The following is a 15,916-nucleotide window of genomic DNA, read 5'->3' on the forward strand; positions in this document are numbered from 1 at the left end:
TGCCTCAGGCATTTTAGAAATAGCGCGTTATTGTACACGGATTAATCGCAGTACAAAACAGGATCACAAACATCCTCCGCAAACAAGTATTGCAGAGTTTCTTTGTGATCACATTCACGGAGCGTTAAAAGGGGTAATCTGACATGCTTTGCACCAATATGGTGCTTAATGTTCACATTAAAGCACTATAATGGTGCAATACAACCTTCATGGTGCAGCCCCTTTGCACGATAGTGCGCATGATAACGCCTTTTAGGGGCAATTTAAAAGTTGGCACAGATTTCGCTTTATATTTTTTACGGCGACACGGCCAATTTTTTGCAGAATTGAAGACTTCGTTACCACGACGACCATGACCAATCCGGGAGAGTAAGTATGTCCGCTGAACACGTTTTGACGATGCTGAACGAACACGAAGTGAAGTTTGTTGATTTACGCTTCACTGATACCAAAGGTAAAGAACAGCACGTCACTATTCCTGCTCATCAGGTAAATGCCGAATTCTTTGAAGAAGGCAAAATGTTTGACGGCTCCTCAATCGGTGGCTGGAAAGGCATTAACGAATCAGACATGGTTCTGATGCCAGATGCGTCTACTGCACTCATCGACCCGTTCTATGAAGAGTCCACCCTGATCATCCGTTGCGATATCCTGGAACCAGGTACGCTGCAGGGCTACGACCGCGACCCGCGCTCCATCGCTAAACGCGCTGAAGAGTATCTGCGTTCTACCGGCATCGCAGACACCGTTCTGTTCGGGCCTGAGCCAGAGTTCTTCCTGTTTGACGACATCCGTTTCGGCGCGTCCATTTCCGGTTCCCACGTGGCTATCGATGACATCGAAGGCGCATGGAACTCCTCCACCAAATACGAAGGTGGTAACAAAGGTCACCGTCCTGGCGTGAAAGGCGGTTACTTCCCAGTTCCTCCGGTAGATTCTTCTCAGGACATCCGTTCTACCATGTGTCTGATCATGGAAGAAATGGGCCTGGTTGTTGAAGCGCATCACCACGAAGTGGCGACCGCAGGTCAGAACGAAATCGCGACCCGCTTTAACACCATGACCAAAAAAGCGGACGAAATTCAGATCTACAAATATGTGGTTCACAACGTCGCTCACCGTTTCGGTAAAACCGCGACCTTTATGCCAAAACCTATGTTTGGCGATAACGGTTCCGGTATGCACTGCCACATGTCTCTGTCCAAGAACGGCGTAAACCTGTTCTCTGGCGACAAATATGCGGGTCTGTCTGAGCAGGCGCTGTTCTACATCGGCGGCGTTATCAAACACGCTAAAGCGATCAACGCCCTGGCTAACCCAACCACCAACTCTTACAAGCGTCTGGTCCCAGGCTACGAAGCGCCGGTAATGCTGGCTTACTCTGCCCGTAACCGTTCTGCTTCTATCCGTATTCCGGTAGTGGCTTCTCCGAAAGCGCGTCGTATCGAAGTGCGTTTCCCGGACCCGGCTGCTAACCCGTACCTGTGCTTCGCAGCACTGCTGATGGCGGGTCTTGACGGTATTAAGAACAAGATCCACCCGGGCGAAGCCATGGATAAAAACCTGTACGACCTGCCGCCGGAAGAAGCGAAAGAGATCCCACAGGTTGCTGGTTCTCTGGAAGAAGCACTGAAAGAACTGGATCTGGACCGCGAGTTCCTGACTGCAGGCGGCGTGTTCACCAATGAAGCGATCGATGCGTACATTACGCTGCGTCGCGAAGAAGATGACCGCGTGCGTATGACTCCGCACCCGGTAGAGTTTGAGCTGTACTACAGCGTTTAATTAGTACCAATACTCCGTAGATTTCTTGTTGCGACCCACGCGGCTGTAGCAAGAAAAATATAGAGTCTTTAAGTTGCCGTGGAACTTTTAGCCCATCCCAGGATGGGCTTTTTTCTCCACTAACAACCTGCTTCCTCGCGCTTTTTTGATGTAAAAAGCTATAATGCACTAAATTGGTGCAACACTTTTCAGGAGACTGCTGAATGGCAACCGGCACGCTGCCCGATGCTGGGCAGATCCTCAATTCTTTAATCAACAGCATCTTACTCGTCGACGATGAGCTGGCGGTACATTACGCCAACCCAGCGGCACAACAGTTGCTCGCCCAAAGCTCCCGCAAACTGTTTGGTACCCCACTTCCCGATCTGTTGAGTTATTTCTCCTTAAACATCGGGCTGATGCGAGAGAGCCTGGAAGCAGGCCAGGGCTTTACGGATAACGAAGTGACGCTGGTGATAGATAGCCACTCACATATCCTCTCTGTGACCGCTCAGAGGCTGCCTGATGGCCTTATCCTGCTGGAGATGGCGCCAATGGATAACCAGCGCCGTCTGAGCCAGGAACAGCTCCAGCACGCCCAGCAGATCGCTGCCCGCGATCTGGTGCGCGGCCTGGCGCACGAAATTAAAAACCCGCTGGGTGGGTTACGCGGCGCGGCGCAACTGCTCAGTAAAGCGCTTCCGGACCCGGCGCTGACCGAATATACCAAAGTCATTATTGAGCAGGCCGACCGCCTGCGTAATCTGGTCGACCGTCTGCTGGGACCACAACAGCCGGGAATGCACGTCACAGAAAGTATCCACAAAGTGGCGGAGCGCGTGGTGGCGCTGGTCTCGATGGAGCTGCCGGAAAACGTCACGCTGATTCGTGATTACGACCCAAGTCTGCCTGAATTACTGCACGACCCGGACCAGATCGAGCAGGTTTTGCTGAACATCGTGCGCAATGCTTTGCAGGCGCTGGGACCGGAAGGCGGCGAGATTATTCTGCGTACCCGCACCGCGTTTCAGCTCACGCTGCACGGTATGCGTTATCGTCTGGCGGCGCGGATTGATGTTGAGGATAACGGTCCGGGAATTCCCTCGCATTTGCAGGACACGCTGTTCTACCCAATGGTCAGCGGTCGCGAAGGCGGTACCGGCCTTGGATTATCCATCGCCCGTAATTTGATTGATCAACATTCCGGCAAAATTGAATTTACCAGTTGGCCGGGTCATACCGAGTTCTCGGTTTACCTGCCTATCAGGAAATAAAGGTGACGTTTATGCAACGAGGAATAGTCTGGGTAGTTGATGACGATAGTTCCATCCGTTGGGTGCTTGAACGTGCGCTCGCAGGGGCAGGACTAAGCTGCACTACATTTGAGAGTGGTAAAGAGGTACTGGACGCGCTGGCCAGCAAAACGCCGGACGTACTGCTGTCGGATATCCGCATGCCGGGCATGGACGGCCTGACGCTGTTAAAACAAATCAAACAGCGGCATCCGATGCTTCCGGTCATCATAATGACCGCACACTCCGATCTGGATGCTGCCGTCAGCGCTTACCAGCAAGGGGCGTTTGATTATCTGCCCAAACCTTTTGATATTGATGAAGCCGTGGCGCTGGTCGAACGCGCCATCAGCCATTATCAGGAACAGCAGCAACCGCGTAATATTCAAATCAACGGCCCAACAACCGACATCATCGGCGAAGCACCAGCAATGCAAGACGTCTTTCGCATTATTGGTCGCCTGTCCCGTTCTTCAATCAGCGTATTGATTAACGGAGAGTCCGGGACCGGTAAAGAGCTGGTCGCCCATGCGTTGCACCGTCATAGTCCGCGCGTCAAAGCACCGTTTATCGCGCTGAACATGGCTGCTATTCCGAAAGATTTGATCGAGTCTGAGCTGTTTGGCCATGAAAAAGGGGCGTTTACCGGGGCGAATACGATTCGTCAGGGGCGCTTTGAACAGGCAGACGGCGGCACGCTGTTCCTCGATGAAATTGGCGATATGCCGCTGGACGTGCAGACACGTTTATTGCGCGTATTAGCCGATGGACAGTTTTACCGCGTTGGCGGTTATGCGCCTGTGAAGGTGGACGTACGTATTATCGCCGCCACGCACCAGAACCTGGAACTGCGGGTGCAGGAAGGCAAATTCCGTGAGGACTTATTCCATCGCCTGAACGTCATCCGGGTGCATCTGCCGCCACTGCGCGAACGTCGGGAAGATATCCCACGCCTGGCGCGTCATTTCCTGCAGGAGGCCGCCCGCGAACTGGGAGTAGAAGCCAAGCAATTACACACTGAAACCGAGGCGGCGCTCACCCGTCTGTCATGGCCGGGAAACGTGCGTCAGCTTGAGAATACCTGTCGCTGGTTAACCGTAATGGCCGCCGGACAGGAAGTACTCATTCAGGACTTACCGACCGAACTGTTTGAAACCACCGTGCCTGACGCACCGTCCCATATGCAGCCAGACAGCTGGGCAACCCTGTTGGCACAGTGGGCGGATCGGGCATTACGTTCCGGTCATCAAAACCTGCTTTCAGAGGCTCAACCGGAGATGGAGCGCACGCTGTTGACCACCGCGCTACGCCATACCCAGGGGCATAAACAGGAAGCGGCACGGCTGCTCGGTTGGGGCCGTAATACCTTGACGCGAAAGTTAAAAGAACTCGGAATGGAGTGACGATCGGTCATTGTGTAAAGATTGATAATTGAGCGCAAATTGCTGCTATTTTGCGCTTTACTGTTCCGATGAGTTAAGTATGATCGTGCCCGGCAAACGGGGGGAAGTCATCATGCTGGAATCAATGATAAATCTGCTATCGAGCGGTGCGGTTGAAAGCCATACGCCACAAACTGCGGTTGCCGCCGTGCTGTGTGCGGCGCTGGTTGGGCTGTTCAGCTAGCGGGTTTGTCGGGTGGCGCTTCGCTTACCCGACCTACGTATTGAGATTTCGTAGGCCCGGTAAGCGAAGCGCCACCGGGCAACCCGGCTAAATAACGCGCGAGAACTGCTGCAAACGCGCTTTCTGGCGCAGATATGCATCGAAGCACATGCAAATATTACGAATCAGCAGACGCCCCTTCGACGTAACCTGAATCCCCTTCTCATCCACATCCACCAGCCCATCTTTCGCCAGCGGTGCCAGCAGTTTCAGGTCTTCGGCAAAATAGTCAGCGAAGTTCAGATCCCATTGTTGTTCCACGGCGGCATAGTCGAGGCGGAAATTGCAGATCAGGAGCTTAATAACATCCCGACGAATGCAGTCGTCGCGGGTCAGGGCAATTCCGCGCCACAGCGCATTCCCCTGCTCGTCTACCTGCTGGTAATAGTGCTTCAACTCTTTCTGATTCTGCGCGTAGTTGTCGCCAATCATACTGATGGCCGATACGCCCATCCCCAGCAGATCGGTATCCCCCTGGGTGGTATAGCCCTGGAAATTGCGATGCAAAACGCCCTCGCGTTGAGCAATGGCCAGTTCGTCATCCGGACGGGCAAAGTGATCCATGCCAATGAACTGATAGCCAGTTTCGGTCAGTGAAGAGATGGTCTCCTGCAGGATATCCAGCTTCTGCTGCGCGCTGGGCAGGTCGGCATCTTTAATCTTGCGCTGGGCAGCAAACAGCGTCGGAAGGTGCGCGTAGTTAAAGACGCTCAGACGGTCTGGATTCAGCTCAGCCACGCGTTTCAGGGTAAAGGCGAAGCTCTCTGGCGTCTGTTTTGGCAGGCCATAAATCAGATCGATATTCGTTGAGGTAAAGCCAATCTCCCGCGCATGATTCAGCAGCGCAAAGATAAACTCTTCATCCTGCTCACGGTTCACCAGGCGCTGAACTTCTTTGTTGAAGTCCTGCACTCCCATGCTCAAACGGTTAAAACCTTCAGCGCGTAAATGATCAAGGACATCCAGCTCGATTTCACGCGGATCCACTTCGATCGAGATTTCGGCGTCGTCGTTAAAGTTGAAATTACCACGCAGCAGTGACATCAAACGGCTGATTTGCGCTTTATTCAGATACGTTGGCGTGCCGCCGCCCCAGTGCAGCTGGCTGACATGGCGTCCGGCGAACAGCGGTGCGCGATGGATAATTTCTTGTTCCAGGGCATCGAGATATTGATCTGCTTTATGCTGCTGGCGAGTCACAATCTTGTTGCAGCCACAGAAGTAGCACAGTTTGTGGCAGAACGGGATGTGAACGTACAGCGAGAGCGGACGCTCAGGATAACGCGCCACGGCCTTTAGAAATGCTTCTGTGCCGTAGTCTTCAGAAAACTCCAGCGCGGTCGGGTACGAGGTATATCGTGGCCCGGAATAGTTATATTTCTGGATCAGGGCCAGGTCCCAGTCTATTAACTGCTCTGACATGCTCACTCCTTCCGATGGCGTCTCTGGCGGGTACGGCGTACCGGCTTAACCCCAGTGCGGGTGATAAGCCGGTTGCGCAGCCACTTCTGTCGCCGCGACAACCGCTGTAGTTTAACGAATAACCACACCAGATAACATATAACCGGAAGGGTTATAAGCAGGACGGGAAGACCCACGGTGTAAAACCGTTAGTTGCCGCCTTTCAGCAGACGCATCATGTCTTCCTGCTTTTCTTCCTCTTCCTCTTCTTCCTCGTCATCGTAAGAAAGACCCAGCTTTTGCATCAGCTCATCGATGCGGTCCAGCTTGGCATCAACCCAGGTCTGATCTTCCGCGCTCAGGGTTTCTCCTGCTTCAAGACGCTCCAGCAGCGCATCCAGGCGCTCATCCGTTTCCAGTAAATCCAACTCAGCCTGTGGTGAAAGCATAGGTTTCTCACTCTTCGGTTTGTGCTGTTTGGTGACTTTTTCGGTCACGCCCAATGGAATGGGGTTTTTGCTGCCAATACGAGGATCTTTTTGCTTATTTTGGTTTCCGCCACCAGATGCGCCTTCGCTACCGGACGCACGGCTACCCGCCGCATGACCACGGTGTTTTTTCTGGCGCTTACGGTCGCGAGCTTCCTGATTAATTTCTTCGCGTGTTTTACGACGCGCTTTTGCAGGACCTTTACCGCGTGGTGTAGAAGTTGGTTTCATCATGATTCGTCTTTGGCTGTTTTATTCAGTATATAATTGCGCCGGAATCTAGCAGAAATAAAGAAAAAAGGCGACAGAGTAATCTGTCGCCTTTTTTCCTGACTCTCAACCCTTACGGGCTCTACAATCCTTGTTGGCTATCAACACACCCTGTTTTTCCCTTAGCCTGAAACATTCCGTGTTGTTTCCATTTCCTTTTACTAACGTCTCCAGACGTTTGTCTCCCTGACAATCCTGTGTCTTCGCCTCCTGGCGCTCCTGACCCTCATCCTGAGTCGACTATCCTGTCAGCTTCCTCGCTATGGGCGCTACTTTACCGCTTTGGTTTAAACGTACAAGTAACCTGGGTAACAATTTCGGACTTTAAGAATAGTGCCTTATCTTAACTATATGATTTATTTTAGTTACGTCATTTTTTACTCTGTCATCTCGTATAGAAACTATCGGCAATGTCTCACAAAGTGCGAGGTTTTTACTTACATAGCCTACGCGTCGAAAAACCAGCCTTTTGCTGGGGTTCAGGTATAATCGCTGCAAAGCCCTGATTGATGGAGAGGACTGCTTTGACTAACTTGAATTATCAACAGACGCACTTTGTGATGAGTGCGCCTGATATTCGCCACTTACCTTCCGATACCGGTATCGAAGTGGCTTTTGCTGGCCGTTCCAACGCAGGCAAATCCAGTGCGCTAAATACCCTGACGAATCAAAAGAGTCTGGCGCGTACATCTAAAACGCCGGGTCGTACTCAGCTCATCAACTTGTTTGAAGTCGTTGACGGCAAACGCCTGGTCGATTTGCCAGGATACGGTTATGCCGAAGTTCCGGAAGAGATGAAGCGCAAATGGCAGCGCGCGCTGGCTGAATATCTGGAAAAACGTCAGAGCCTGCAAGGTCTGGTGGTATTGATGGATATTCGTCACCCGCTAAAAGACCTCGACCAGCAGATGATCCTGTGGGCGGTTGAGAGCAACGTTCAGGTTCTGGTACTGCTGACTAAAGCAGACAAGCTGGCCAGCGGTGCGCGCAAAGCCCAGTTGAATATGGTACGTGAAGCCGTACTGGCATTTAACGGTGATGTACAGGTAGAAGCATTTTCATCACTGAAAAAACTGGGCGTGGATAAACTTCGGCAGAAGCTGGATAGCTGGTTTAGTGAACTGGCGCCGATTGAAGAGATGCAGGACGGGGAGTAATCCACCGATATGCCGGATAGCGCCGCTGCGCGTCTTATCCGGCCTACAGCCTGTGCGAAACTTTTCTTTCGCACAATAAAAAACGCCCCAGTCATTACTGACTGGGGCGGCTAAAATATTCAGCCAAATCCGATTACGTGAAGTAAAAGGTCTGAAAGATAGAACATCTTACCTCTGTACCCTACGTGAATAACTTTACTCTTTTTTGAGCAGCTCAGAAAGCACTTTTTGTAATTTTTTTTCATTCCTTACATAGGGAATTCTAATGGACATCACAAAAAGTTCTATCTTATGTTGCTTAGTTACGAAAAAGGGGCGTTATTCAGTAAACCCTTAGTGCGCCTGATCCCAGTTTTCGCCACTACCGACTTCCACCAGCAACGGCACATCAATCTGGGTCTCGTTTTCCATCAGTTGATGGATCTTTTTAGAGACGCTTTCGAGGTCATCTTTATGCACTTCAAACACCAGTTCATCGTGTACCTGCATGATCATGCGCACACGTGGTTGCTCGGTTTGCAGCCACCCGTCCACCGCAATCATGGCTCGTTTGATAATGTCTGCGGCAGTACCCTGCATCGGGGCGTTAATTGCCGCGCGCTCTGCACCAGCGCGACGAGCGCCATTACTGGATTTAATATCCGGTAAATAGAGACGACGCCCTTCCAGCGTTTCGACATAACCTTGCTCTTTTGCCTGTGCACGGGTGCGTTCCATATATTCCAGCACGCCAGGGTAGCGTTCGAAGTAGAGGTCCATGTACTTCTGTGCTTCTTTACGCGGAATATTCAACTGGCGCGCCAAACCAAAGGCACTCATCCCGTAGATCAAACCGAAGTTGATGGCTTTCGCGCTGCGGCGTTGTTCACCAGTCACGGAATCCAGCGGTAAGCCAAAGACTTCCGCAGCCGTTGCGCGGTGAATATCTTTCCCTTCGGCAAATGCGGTAAGCAGACCTTTATCACGCGAGAGATGCGCCATGATACGCAGCTCAATCTGTGAGTAGTCTGCGGAGACAATCACGTAGTCTTCTGGCGCAATAAACGCCTGACGAATACGACGACCTTCGTCATTACGTACCGGGATGTTCTGCAGGTTTGGATCCGTAGATGATAAGCGCCCGGTAGCGGTCACCGCCTGGTGATAGGAGGTGTGAACGCGCCCGGTTTTCTTGTTAATCATCAACGGAAGCTTATCCGTATAGGTCGACTTCAGTTTTGCTAAGCCGCGATATTCCAGGATCACTTTCGGCAATGGGTAATCAAGCGCGAGCTCTTCCAGTACCTCTTCCGACGTTGATGGCGCGCCGCCAGGGGTTTTCTTCAGCGGCTTAATACCCTGCTTTTCAAACAGGATAGTTTGCAGTTGCTTGGTGGAAGAGAGGTTAAACGCTTCTCCGGCGATCTCGTGCGCTTTTTGCTCCAGCTCGTTCAAACGCAGCGTCAGCTCTTCTGAATGTTTGTGCAGAACAGCCGGATCGATTTTCACACCATTGCGCTCAACGCGAGACAAAACAGGAACCAGCGGCATATCGATATTTTCAAAGACGTTCAGCGGTCCTTTATGCTGCTGCAATTCTGGCCACATTTTGAGATGGAGCTGTAGCGTAACGTCGGCATCTTCCGCAGCATAACGTCCAGCTTCTTCCAGCGCTATCTGGTTAAAGGTCAGCTGGTTTTTGCCCTTTCCGGCGATCTCTTCAAAGGTGATGGTTTTATGTTTCAGCCAGCGGTCCGACAGGCTGTCCATATCGTGTCGGCCAGCGACGCTGTTAAGAATGTAGGATTCGAGCATGGTGTCATAGGTGATGCCACGCAGTTCAATGCCATAGTTCGCCAGGATACCGCGATCGTACTTCAGGTTTTGCCCGACTTTATGCGCGTTCTCATCTTCCAGCAGCGGCTTCAGCAATGCCAGCGCGCGGTCGCGAGCGATCTGATCGGGGGCGTCCAGGTAATCGTGGGCAACAGGAACATATGCAGCCACACCCGGTTCAATGGCAAAAGACAGGCCAACCAGATTCGCGGAGATGTTGTCCAGGCTGTCAGTTTCTGTATCGAAGGCAAAGACAGGCGCTTTTTTCAGCTTCGCAATCCACTCTTCCAGCGTCGCTTCATCCAGAATTGTCACATAGTTATCATACGAGAGAACCGTGGCCGGCCCCTCAGGCGTTTCATCGACGGCGATAGTTTCCTGTGGTTTTGCCGCCGGCTTCGTTCCTTTCGCCTGTAGCCATTTACCCGCTTCAACGTCAGTAACCCAACGCTTGAATTCGTACTGTTTAAACAGGCCAAGTAGTTCATCCGCTGCCGGCTGACGTACTTCCAACTGCTCGCAGGTCAACTCCAGTTCAACATCCGTTTTGATGGTAGCTAATTGATAAGAGAGGTACGCTACCTCTTTATTCTGCTCAAGTTTGCCCGCCATAGTTTTCGCACCACGGAAAGTCAGCCCCGCGATTTTGTCTGATTCAGCATAGAGGGTATCCAGCCCCCCCAACCCCTGCAGCAGAGCCTGCGCGGTTTTTTCACCTACGCCAGGAACGCCTGGGATGTTATCTGAGGAATCCCCCATCAGCGCCAGGAAATCGATGATCAGTTCTGGTGGAACACCATATTTATTCGCCACTTCATCCGGGCCGAGGATCGTATTGGTCATGGTGTTGATCAGGGTGATATTCGGTGTCACCAACTGAGCCATATCTTTATCACCGGTACTAATCAACACCGGACGACCCGCCTTCTCTGCTTCCCGCGCCAGCGTACCGATCACATCGTCTGCTTCCACGCCCGAAACGGCCAGCAGTGGCAACCCCATCGCTTTTACCATCGCATGCAGAGGCTCAATCTGCGCACGCAGATCGTCCGGCATGGGTGGGCGGTGTGACTTGTAGTGTTCGAATAACTCATCACGGAAGGTTTTACCCTTAGCGTCGAATACCACCGCAGCATGGGTCGGCTGATATTGCAGAATCAAGCTACGCAGCATGTTGAGGACACCATACATCGCGCCAGTAGGTTCTCCTGCACTGTTAGTCAGCGGCGGGAACGCATGGTATGCGCGATACAGGTAAGAGGAGCCATCTACAAGGATAAGTGGGTTTTCTGGGATCTGAACCATAATGTCCGTGCCTGTTTATCAGATTATGGGTAAAGGATGCCACAGACAGGATGAAAACATGAGTTTTTCGCCGCATTTGTCGAAAAACTTTTGTAGATCTTCTGCTTTGCTCGCAAAGAAGACTGTGGATAACTTTGTGAATAAATAATTTTCAGCTCTTTAAATATAGCAATAAAATTAACACATCATTTTATTTATACATATATTTCAGACGCTTAAATAAATGCGTAGCATTTTATTCCATTTATACAGCTTATATCCTGATGTGGATAGATATTCCCTTTTTTTCTATTCAGGGAAGATCCATCATTTGGTTCGTTTTCTGATAAAATCAGCCCCTTGCGCCTCTTTAGCGCACTATCTATGGCTAACCTTTTGAATAATTTAATTATGACGAGAATACTCGCTGCGATAACGCTGTTGCTGAGTATCGTATTGACCATATTGGTCACGATTTTTTGTTCTGTGCCGATCATCCTTGCCGGAGTTGTAAAACTCCTTTTGCCCGTTCCCGTTGTCTGGCGCAAGGTTTCTGTCTTCTGTAATTTCATGATGTACTGCTGGTGTGAAGGTCTGGCGCTACTGCTACACCTCAATCCGCGACTGAAGTGGGATGTCGAGGGACTGGAAGGTCTTAGCAAGAAAAACTGGTATCTGCTCATTTGTAACCATTACAGCTGGGCTGACATCGTTGTGCTTTGCGTTCTGTTCCGTAAGCACATCCCCATGAATAAATATTTCCTCAAGCAACAACTGGCCTGGGTGCCCTTTATTGGCCTGGCCTGCTGGGCGCTGGATATGCCGTTTATGAAACGCTATTCGCGAGGCTACCTGCTCCGTCATCCAGAACGGCGCGGTAAAGATGTCGAAACAACGCGTCGTTCCTGCGAGAAGTTTCGCGTACACCCGACAACTATTGTGAATTTTGTCGAAGGTTCACGTTTTACCAAAGAGAAATGTGAGCAAACCCGCTCTCCTTATCAAAACTTGCTCCCTCCAAAGGCGGCCGGTATTGCGATGGCATTGAACGTACTGGGGTCACAGTTCGATAAAATGTTGAACGTCACGTTGTGCTATCCGGAAAATAGCAGCCGACCGTTCTACGATATGCTGAGCGGTAAGCTAACGCGTATTGTCGTGCGGGTAAATCTGGAGCCAATTCATGAAGGGTTGCACGGTGATTACGTGAACGATAAGGGATTCAAGCGTCGGTTTCAGCTATGGCTTAATACGCTGTGGAGTGAGAAAGACGCGCAGCTCGACGCGATTAAAGCTTCAAATGAAAAAGCCGGTCAGCACAAATGACCGGCTTTTGCTTTTACTTCTGACCAACCAGATACTTCACAGTATCCGCATACTGTTGTACAAAGATATCCATGCTGCTGGTATCCATGCCCTGCGGATTTACCTGATATTTGCCATTCACGAACATTGCCGGAACGCCCTGCAGCTGTAAATCAGCCGCCGCTTTTTCCTGCTGCGCCACGAGTGATTTCACCACGAAGCTGTTCCATGCCGCATCATAGTCTTCACCCTTAATACCCGCGTCGACAAACACTTTACGGATATCAGCTACAGACTGAACGGTCTGGGTTTTCTGAACACCTTCAAACAACGGAACGGTTACTTGATCTTCAACGCCCAGCGCCATAGCAACGGCCCAAGCTTGCGTCAGATCTTTGCCCAAAGGCCCCAGAAACTCGACGTGGTACTTGGTCATCTTGGTGCCTTCAGGCAGTTTTTTCTTCACGTTATCAGAGACGTGAAGAACTTCTTCAAACTGATAGCAGTGCGGGCAGTAGAAGGAGAAGAACTCCAACACTTGAGGTTCACCCGCAACAGGCTTTTCCAGAGTGATGTATTGTTTGCCATCCTGGAACTGCGCTGCAGATGCGCTAAAAGCTAAAACCATACCAGCCAGCACCAGCCATAATTTTTTCATGTTCAAATTTCTCCGATTAATACATTGGCGTTAATTGTAAGGGGGGCTCTTGCAGAATTTTCGCCTGCTCAATAAAGGTCGCGGTCTGACGATGCCAGTAATCTTCCCCGGTTAACCACGGGAAGTTTTTTGGAAACGCAGGGTCAGCCCAACGTCGAATTAGCCAGGCAAGATAATAAACTAAACGCATAGCGCGTAAAGGTTCTATCAGTCCGATTTCAGAGGTGTCGAACTCACTAAACTCTTCATAAGCCTCGATAATGGTTTCAAGCTGCATGCGTTGTTCAGCTTTATCGCCATTGAGGAGCATCCATAAATCCTGAACAGCCGGGCCATTGCGGGCATCATCTAAATCGACAAACATCGGACCATCGCGCCACAGAATATTACCGGCATGACAATCACCGTGCAGACGTAACGTGGTAAAACGTGCATGCCAGCGTTCGGTAACGACCGCGATAAGCGCATCCGTTGCCTTCAGGAAAGCCGCTTTTTGCCCTGATGGGATCAACTGTGCGTGTTCAAAAAGCTTACGCGGCTCAGTCAGGTATTCTTCAAGGCCAATCGTCGGGCGAAAGGCAAAAGTACGCTTGCATCCGGTCTGATGCATACGCCCCAGATAGCGCCCCACCGCCTCCATCTGATCGATATTGTCGGCCTCAAACTGCCGCCCGCCGACGCTGGGGAAGATCGCATAATGGAAACCCTGATGGCTTAACAGCGTTTGGCCGCTTAGTACCAGCGGTGCAGCTACCGGGACTTCATCGCTTACCAGTTCCAGAGCAAACTGGTGCTCTTCCTGGATCTGCTCGACAGACCAACGTTCAGGGCGATAAAACTTAACGACAAAGCGTCGACGGTCTTCGTCCTGGAATTGATAGACACGGTTTTCATAGCTGTTAAGCGGGGTAAGCCCGGAGTCCACCCGGATCCCCTGCTCAAACAGTGCATCCATGATGGTATCCGGGTGTAGCGTCTGGAAATTAAAAGCGTTGTCGTTCATCCCATCATCCGGAAAATACTACGAATGATTCAGGATATCATTTCGCAGTGCTTTCGGTGGTGGCGATTACAAGCTTTTACTCTTTAATTACGCCACGTGCGCGGAGTAGTGCGGTTTTAAAATCTTCCTCATAATCTTTCTGAATACCTGGGATGACGGCGTCTTTCGCCGAGTCACGCATTTTCAGGTGATAGATCAGAATGTCATCAGTTAAATCCGCCAGTTCGCCGTCAAAACCTGACTCTTGCGCCAGTTTCTGTAAAAATTGCATCAGGTTAAGATCGGGTTCCTTCTGCCAGGCCGGCTGGAGGAGTTCAATAACTTCATTCAGACGTTTACATTTCATGGTTGTGCTCCTTAGGCTCAATACAGATACGTTAGCAGGGTCAATCCCACATTAAAAGAGGCGATATCAGTGATTCTGGATAGTGCAATAACAGGGGTTGTGCTGGCAGGCGGTAAGGCCAGACGGATGGGCGGAACCGATAAAGGTCTGCTTGAGCTGGACGGTAAACCTCTTTGGCGGCACGTAGCCGATACCCTCGCTTTACAGGTCGAAACCGTGGTGGTTAATGCCAATCGCCACCGGGATATTTACCAACAAAGCGGCCTGAAAGTTATCCCTGATTCATTGGCCGATTTCCCTGGCCCACTGGCCGGGATGCTATCGGTATTCCTGCAGCAAGCGGGGGAGTGGTTTCTGTTCTGCCCGTGCGATATGCCCTATATTCCTCACGATCTGGTCAAACGTTTGAAGGAGCAGCGCAAAGCTGCACCAGTTGTCTGGGTGCATGATGGCGAAAGAGATCATCCGACCATTGCGCTAATGCACCGCACCATGCAACCCTTGCTACAGGATTATCTTCAGTCCGGTGAAAGACGCGTCATGGTCTTTATGCGCCAGGCTGGCGGTCATGCTGTCGATTTCAGCGATCATAAAGATGCGTTCGTGAACGTGAACACCCCTGAAGAACTTGCAAAATGGCAGGACAAATCATGATCCCATTACTCGCTATAGCAGCATGGAGCGGAACGGGAAAAACTACGCTGCTTAAAAAATTGATCCCGGAGCTACGTGCCAGAGGCATTCGTCCCGGATTGATTAAGCATACTCATCACAATATGGATGTTGATAAGCCCGGCAAAGATAGCTTTGAGCTACGCAAAGCCGGTGCAGCGCAAACCCTGGTCGCCAGCCAGCAGCGTTGGGCATTAATGGTAGAAACCCCGGAAGAGCCTGAACTGGATTTAGCGTACCTGGTAAGCAGGATGGATGCTTCTACACTGGATATGGTGTTGGTTGAGGGCTTTAAGCATGAACCTGTTGCTAAGATCGTTCTTTTTCGCGACGGTTGCGGGCACAGTCCAGAGGACCTGGCGATAGACAACTATGTTATCGCGGTTGCCAGTGATATTCCGCTTGCGGTGGATGTTCCATTGTTAGATATCAACAATATACAGCAAGTTGCCGATTTTGTTACGCAATGGATAAGAAGATAGCTGCTGTGTCGTGATACGCCTTTGTAGGCCGGATAAGGCGGAAGGCCACATCCGGCAGTTTTCACTCCCTTCAGACGCAAAAAAGCCCATCCGGCAGGATGGGCTTCTTCACTTATTTGATGCCTGGCAGTTCCCTACTCTCGCATGGGGAGACCCCACACTACCATCGGCGCTACGGCGTTTCACTTCTGAGTTCGGCATGGGGTCAGGTGGGACCACCGCGCTACAGCCGCCAGGCAAATTCTGTTTATCAACACGCTTTTCGCATGTCGATGCAATCTGTATCAAACTGAAAATGATGTCTCTTTCGCCAA

Annotated in this window: 15 protein-coding genes, 1 rRNA gene and 1 pseudogene; 8 read left to right on the forward strand and 9 right to left on the reverse strand. The window is 51.0% G+C overall.

The window, feature by feature from the left end:
• Positions 1 to 375 precede the first annotated feature (375 nt).
• From glnA to HVZ39_RS24155, 4 genes are all read left to right on the forward strand, one after another.
• The gene (gene glnA / locus HVZ39_RS24140; RefSeq protein ID WP_003028638.1) at positions 376 to 1,785 is read left to right on the forward strand and encodes a glutamate--ammonia ligase; all 1,410 of its coding nucleotides are present in this window, start codon (positions 376 to 378) and stop codon (positions 1,783 to 1,785) included.
• A gap of 203 nt (positions 1,786 to 1,988) precedes the next feature.
• Entirely contained in the window at positions 1,989 to 3,038 is a 1,050-nt protein-coding gene (glnL, locus tag HVZ39_RS24145) for a nitrogen regulation protein NR(II) (RefSeq protein ID WP_016155163.1), read from the forward strand.
• An 11-nt stretch (positions 3,039 to 3,049) separates the two neighbouring features.
• On the forward strand, positions 3,050 to 4,459 hold the full coding sequence (gene glnG / locus HVZ39_RS24150) for a nitrogen regulation protein NR(I) (protein ID WP_047357802.1): 1,410 nt from the start codon (positions 3,050 to 3,052) through the stop codon (positions 4,457 to 4,459).
• Between the two features lie 112 nt (positions 4,460 to 4,571).
• Positions 4,572 to 4,682 (forward strand): YshB family small membrane protein, encoded by a 111-nt coding sequence (locus tag HVZ39_RS24155; RefSeq protein ID WP_003028631.1) that lies wholly within the window; start codon positions 4,572 to 4,574, stop codon positions 4,680 to 4,682.
• Between the two features lie 87 nt (positions 4,683 to 4,769).
• On the opposite strand, the gene hemN is transcribed toward HVZ39_RS24155, so the two are convergent.
• From hemN to HVZ39_RS24170, 3 genes and pseudogenes are all read right to left on the reverse strand, one after another.
• Positions 4,770 to 6,143, reverse strand: a complete 1,374-nt coding sequence (gene hemN, locus HVZ39_RS24160; RefSeq protein WP_016155160.1) for an oxygen-independent coproporphyrinogen III oxidase — start codon at positions 6,141 to 6,143, stop codon at positions 4,770 to 4,772.
• A 188-nt stretch (positions 6,144 to 6,331) separates the two neighbouring features.
• Complete coding sequence (gene yihI, locus HVZ39_RS24165) at positions 6,332 to 6,841, reverse strand: Der GTPase-activating protein YihI (RefSeq protein ID WP_019077947.1); 510 nt, start codon at positions 6,839 to 6,841, stop codon at positions 6,332 to 6,334.
• Between the two features lie 105 nt (positions 6,842 to 6,946).
• Positions 6,947 to 7,195: pseudogene (locus tag HVZ39_RS24170) on the reverse strand (hypothetical protein).
• A 209-nt stretch (positions 7,196 to 7,404) separates the two neighbouring features.
• On the opposite strand from HVZ39_RS24170, the gene yihA reads away from it, so the two are divergent.
• The gene (gene yihA, locus HVZ39_RS24175) at positions 7,405 to 8,037 is read left to right on the forward strand and encodes a ribosome biogenesis GTP-binding protein YihA/YsxC (protein WP_005121851.1); all 633 of its coding nucleotides are present in this window, start codon (positions 7,405 to 7,407) and stop codon (positions 8,035 to 8,037) included.
• 333 nt (positions 8,038 to 8,370) lie between these two features.
• Here the strand turns inward: yihA and polA are convergent, their stop codons facing one another.
• Together polA and HVZ39_RS26745 are read right to left on the reverse strand one after the other, a co-directional pair.
• Complete coding sequence (gene polA, locus HVZ39_RS24180; RefSeq protein WP_181629498.1) at positions 8,371 to 11,157, reverse strand: DNA polymerase I; 2,787 nt, start codon at positions 11,155 to 11,157, stop codon at positions 8,371 to 8,373.
• Positions 11,158 to 11,372: 215 nt separating this feature from the next.
• Positions 11,373 to 11,708: a hypothetical protein gene (locus HVZ39_RS26745; protein ID WP_019077950.1), complete on the reverse strand. Its 336-nt coding sequence runs from the start codon at positions 11,706 to 11,708 to the stop codon at positions 11,373 to 11,375.
• On the opposite strand from HVZ39_RS26745, the gene HVZ39_RS24185 reads away from it, so the two are divergent.
• Positions 11,602 to 12,462 carry an acyltransferase gene (locus tag HVZ39_RS24185; protein ID WP_243428990.1) on the forward strand — a complete coding sequence of 287 codons (861 nt, stop codon included), beginning with the start codon at positions 11,602 to 11,604 and terminating at the stop codon, positions 12,460 to 12,462. The two genes, HVZ39_RS26745 and HVZ39_RS24185, sit on opposite strands and share 107 nt — an antisense overlap.
• Positions 12,463 to 12,475: 13 nt before the next feature.
• On the opposite strand, the gene dsbA is transcribed toward HVZ39_RS24185, so the two are convergent.
• From dsbA to HVZ39_RS24200, 3 genes are all read right to left on the reverse strand, one after another.
• Entirely contained in the window at positions 12,476 to 13,099 is a 624-nt protein-coding gene (gene dsbA / locus HVZ39_RS24190) for a thiol:disulfide interchange protein DsbA (RefSeq protein WP_181633056.1), read from the reverse strand.
• 16 nt (positions 13,100 to 13,115) lie between these two features.
• On the reverse strand, positions 13,116 to 14,102 hold the full coding sequence (locus tag HVZ39_RS24195) for a serine/threonine protein kinase (RefSeq protein WP_016155155.1): 987 nt from the start codon (positions 14,100 to 14,102) through the stop codon (positions 13,116 to 13,118).
• 76 nt (positions 14,103 to 14,178) lie between these two features.
• Positions 14,179 to 14,448, reverse strand: a complete 270-nt coding sequence (locus HVZ39_RS24200; protein ID WP_003028616.1) for a YihD family protein — start codon at positions 14,446 to 14,448, stop codon at positions 14,179 to 14,181.
• A 69-nt stretch (positions 14,449 to 14,517) separates the two neighbouring features.
• Here HVZ39_RS24200 and mobA point away from each other — a divergent pair, with 69 nt between their 5' ends.
• Both mobA and mobB read left to right on the forward strand, forming a co-directional pair.
• On the forward strand, positions 14,518 to 15,102 hold the full coding sequence (gene mobA / locus HVZ39_RS24205) for a molybdenum cofactor guanylyltransferase MobA (RefSeq protein WP_016157861.1): 585 nt from the start codon (positions 14,518 to 14,520) through the stop codon (positions 15,100 to 15,102).
• Positions 15,084 to 15,602, forward strand: coding sequence for a molybdopterin-guanine dinucleotide biosynthesis protein MobB (gene mobB, locus HVZ39_RS24210; RefSeq protein WP_181633057.1), 519 nt, complete (start codon positions 15,084 to 15,086; stop codon positions 15,600 to 15,602). Before mobA ends, mobB begins: the two co-directional genes overlap by 19 nt.
• Before the next feature lie 121 nt (positions 15,603 to 15,723).
• Here the strand turns inward: mobB and rrf are convergent.
• A 5S ribosomal RNA gene (rrf, locus tag HVZ39_RS24215) occupies positions 15,724 to 15,839 on the reverse strand.
• Between the last annotated feature and the right edge of the window lie 77 nt (positions 15,840 to 15,916).

This window comes from Citrobacter sp. RHB35-C21 (genome assembly GCF_013816515.1).
Lineage (GTDB): Bacteria > Pseudomonadota > Gammaproteobacteria > Enterobacterales > Enterobacteriaceae > Citrobacter > Citrobacter braakii.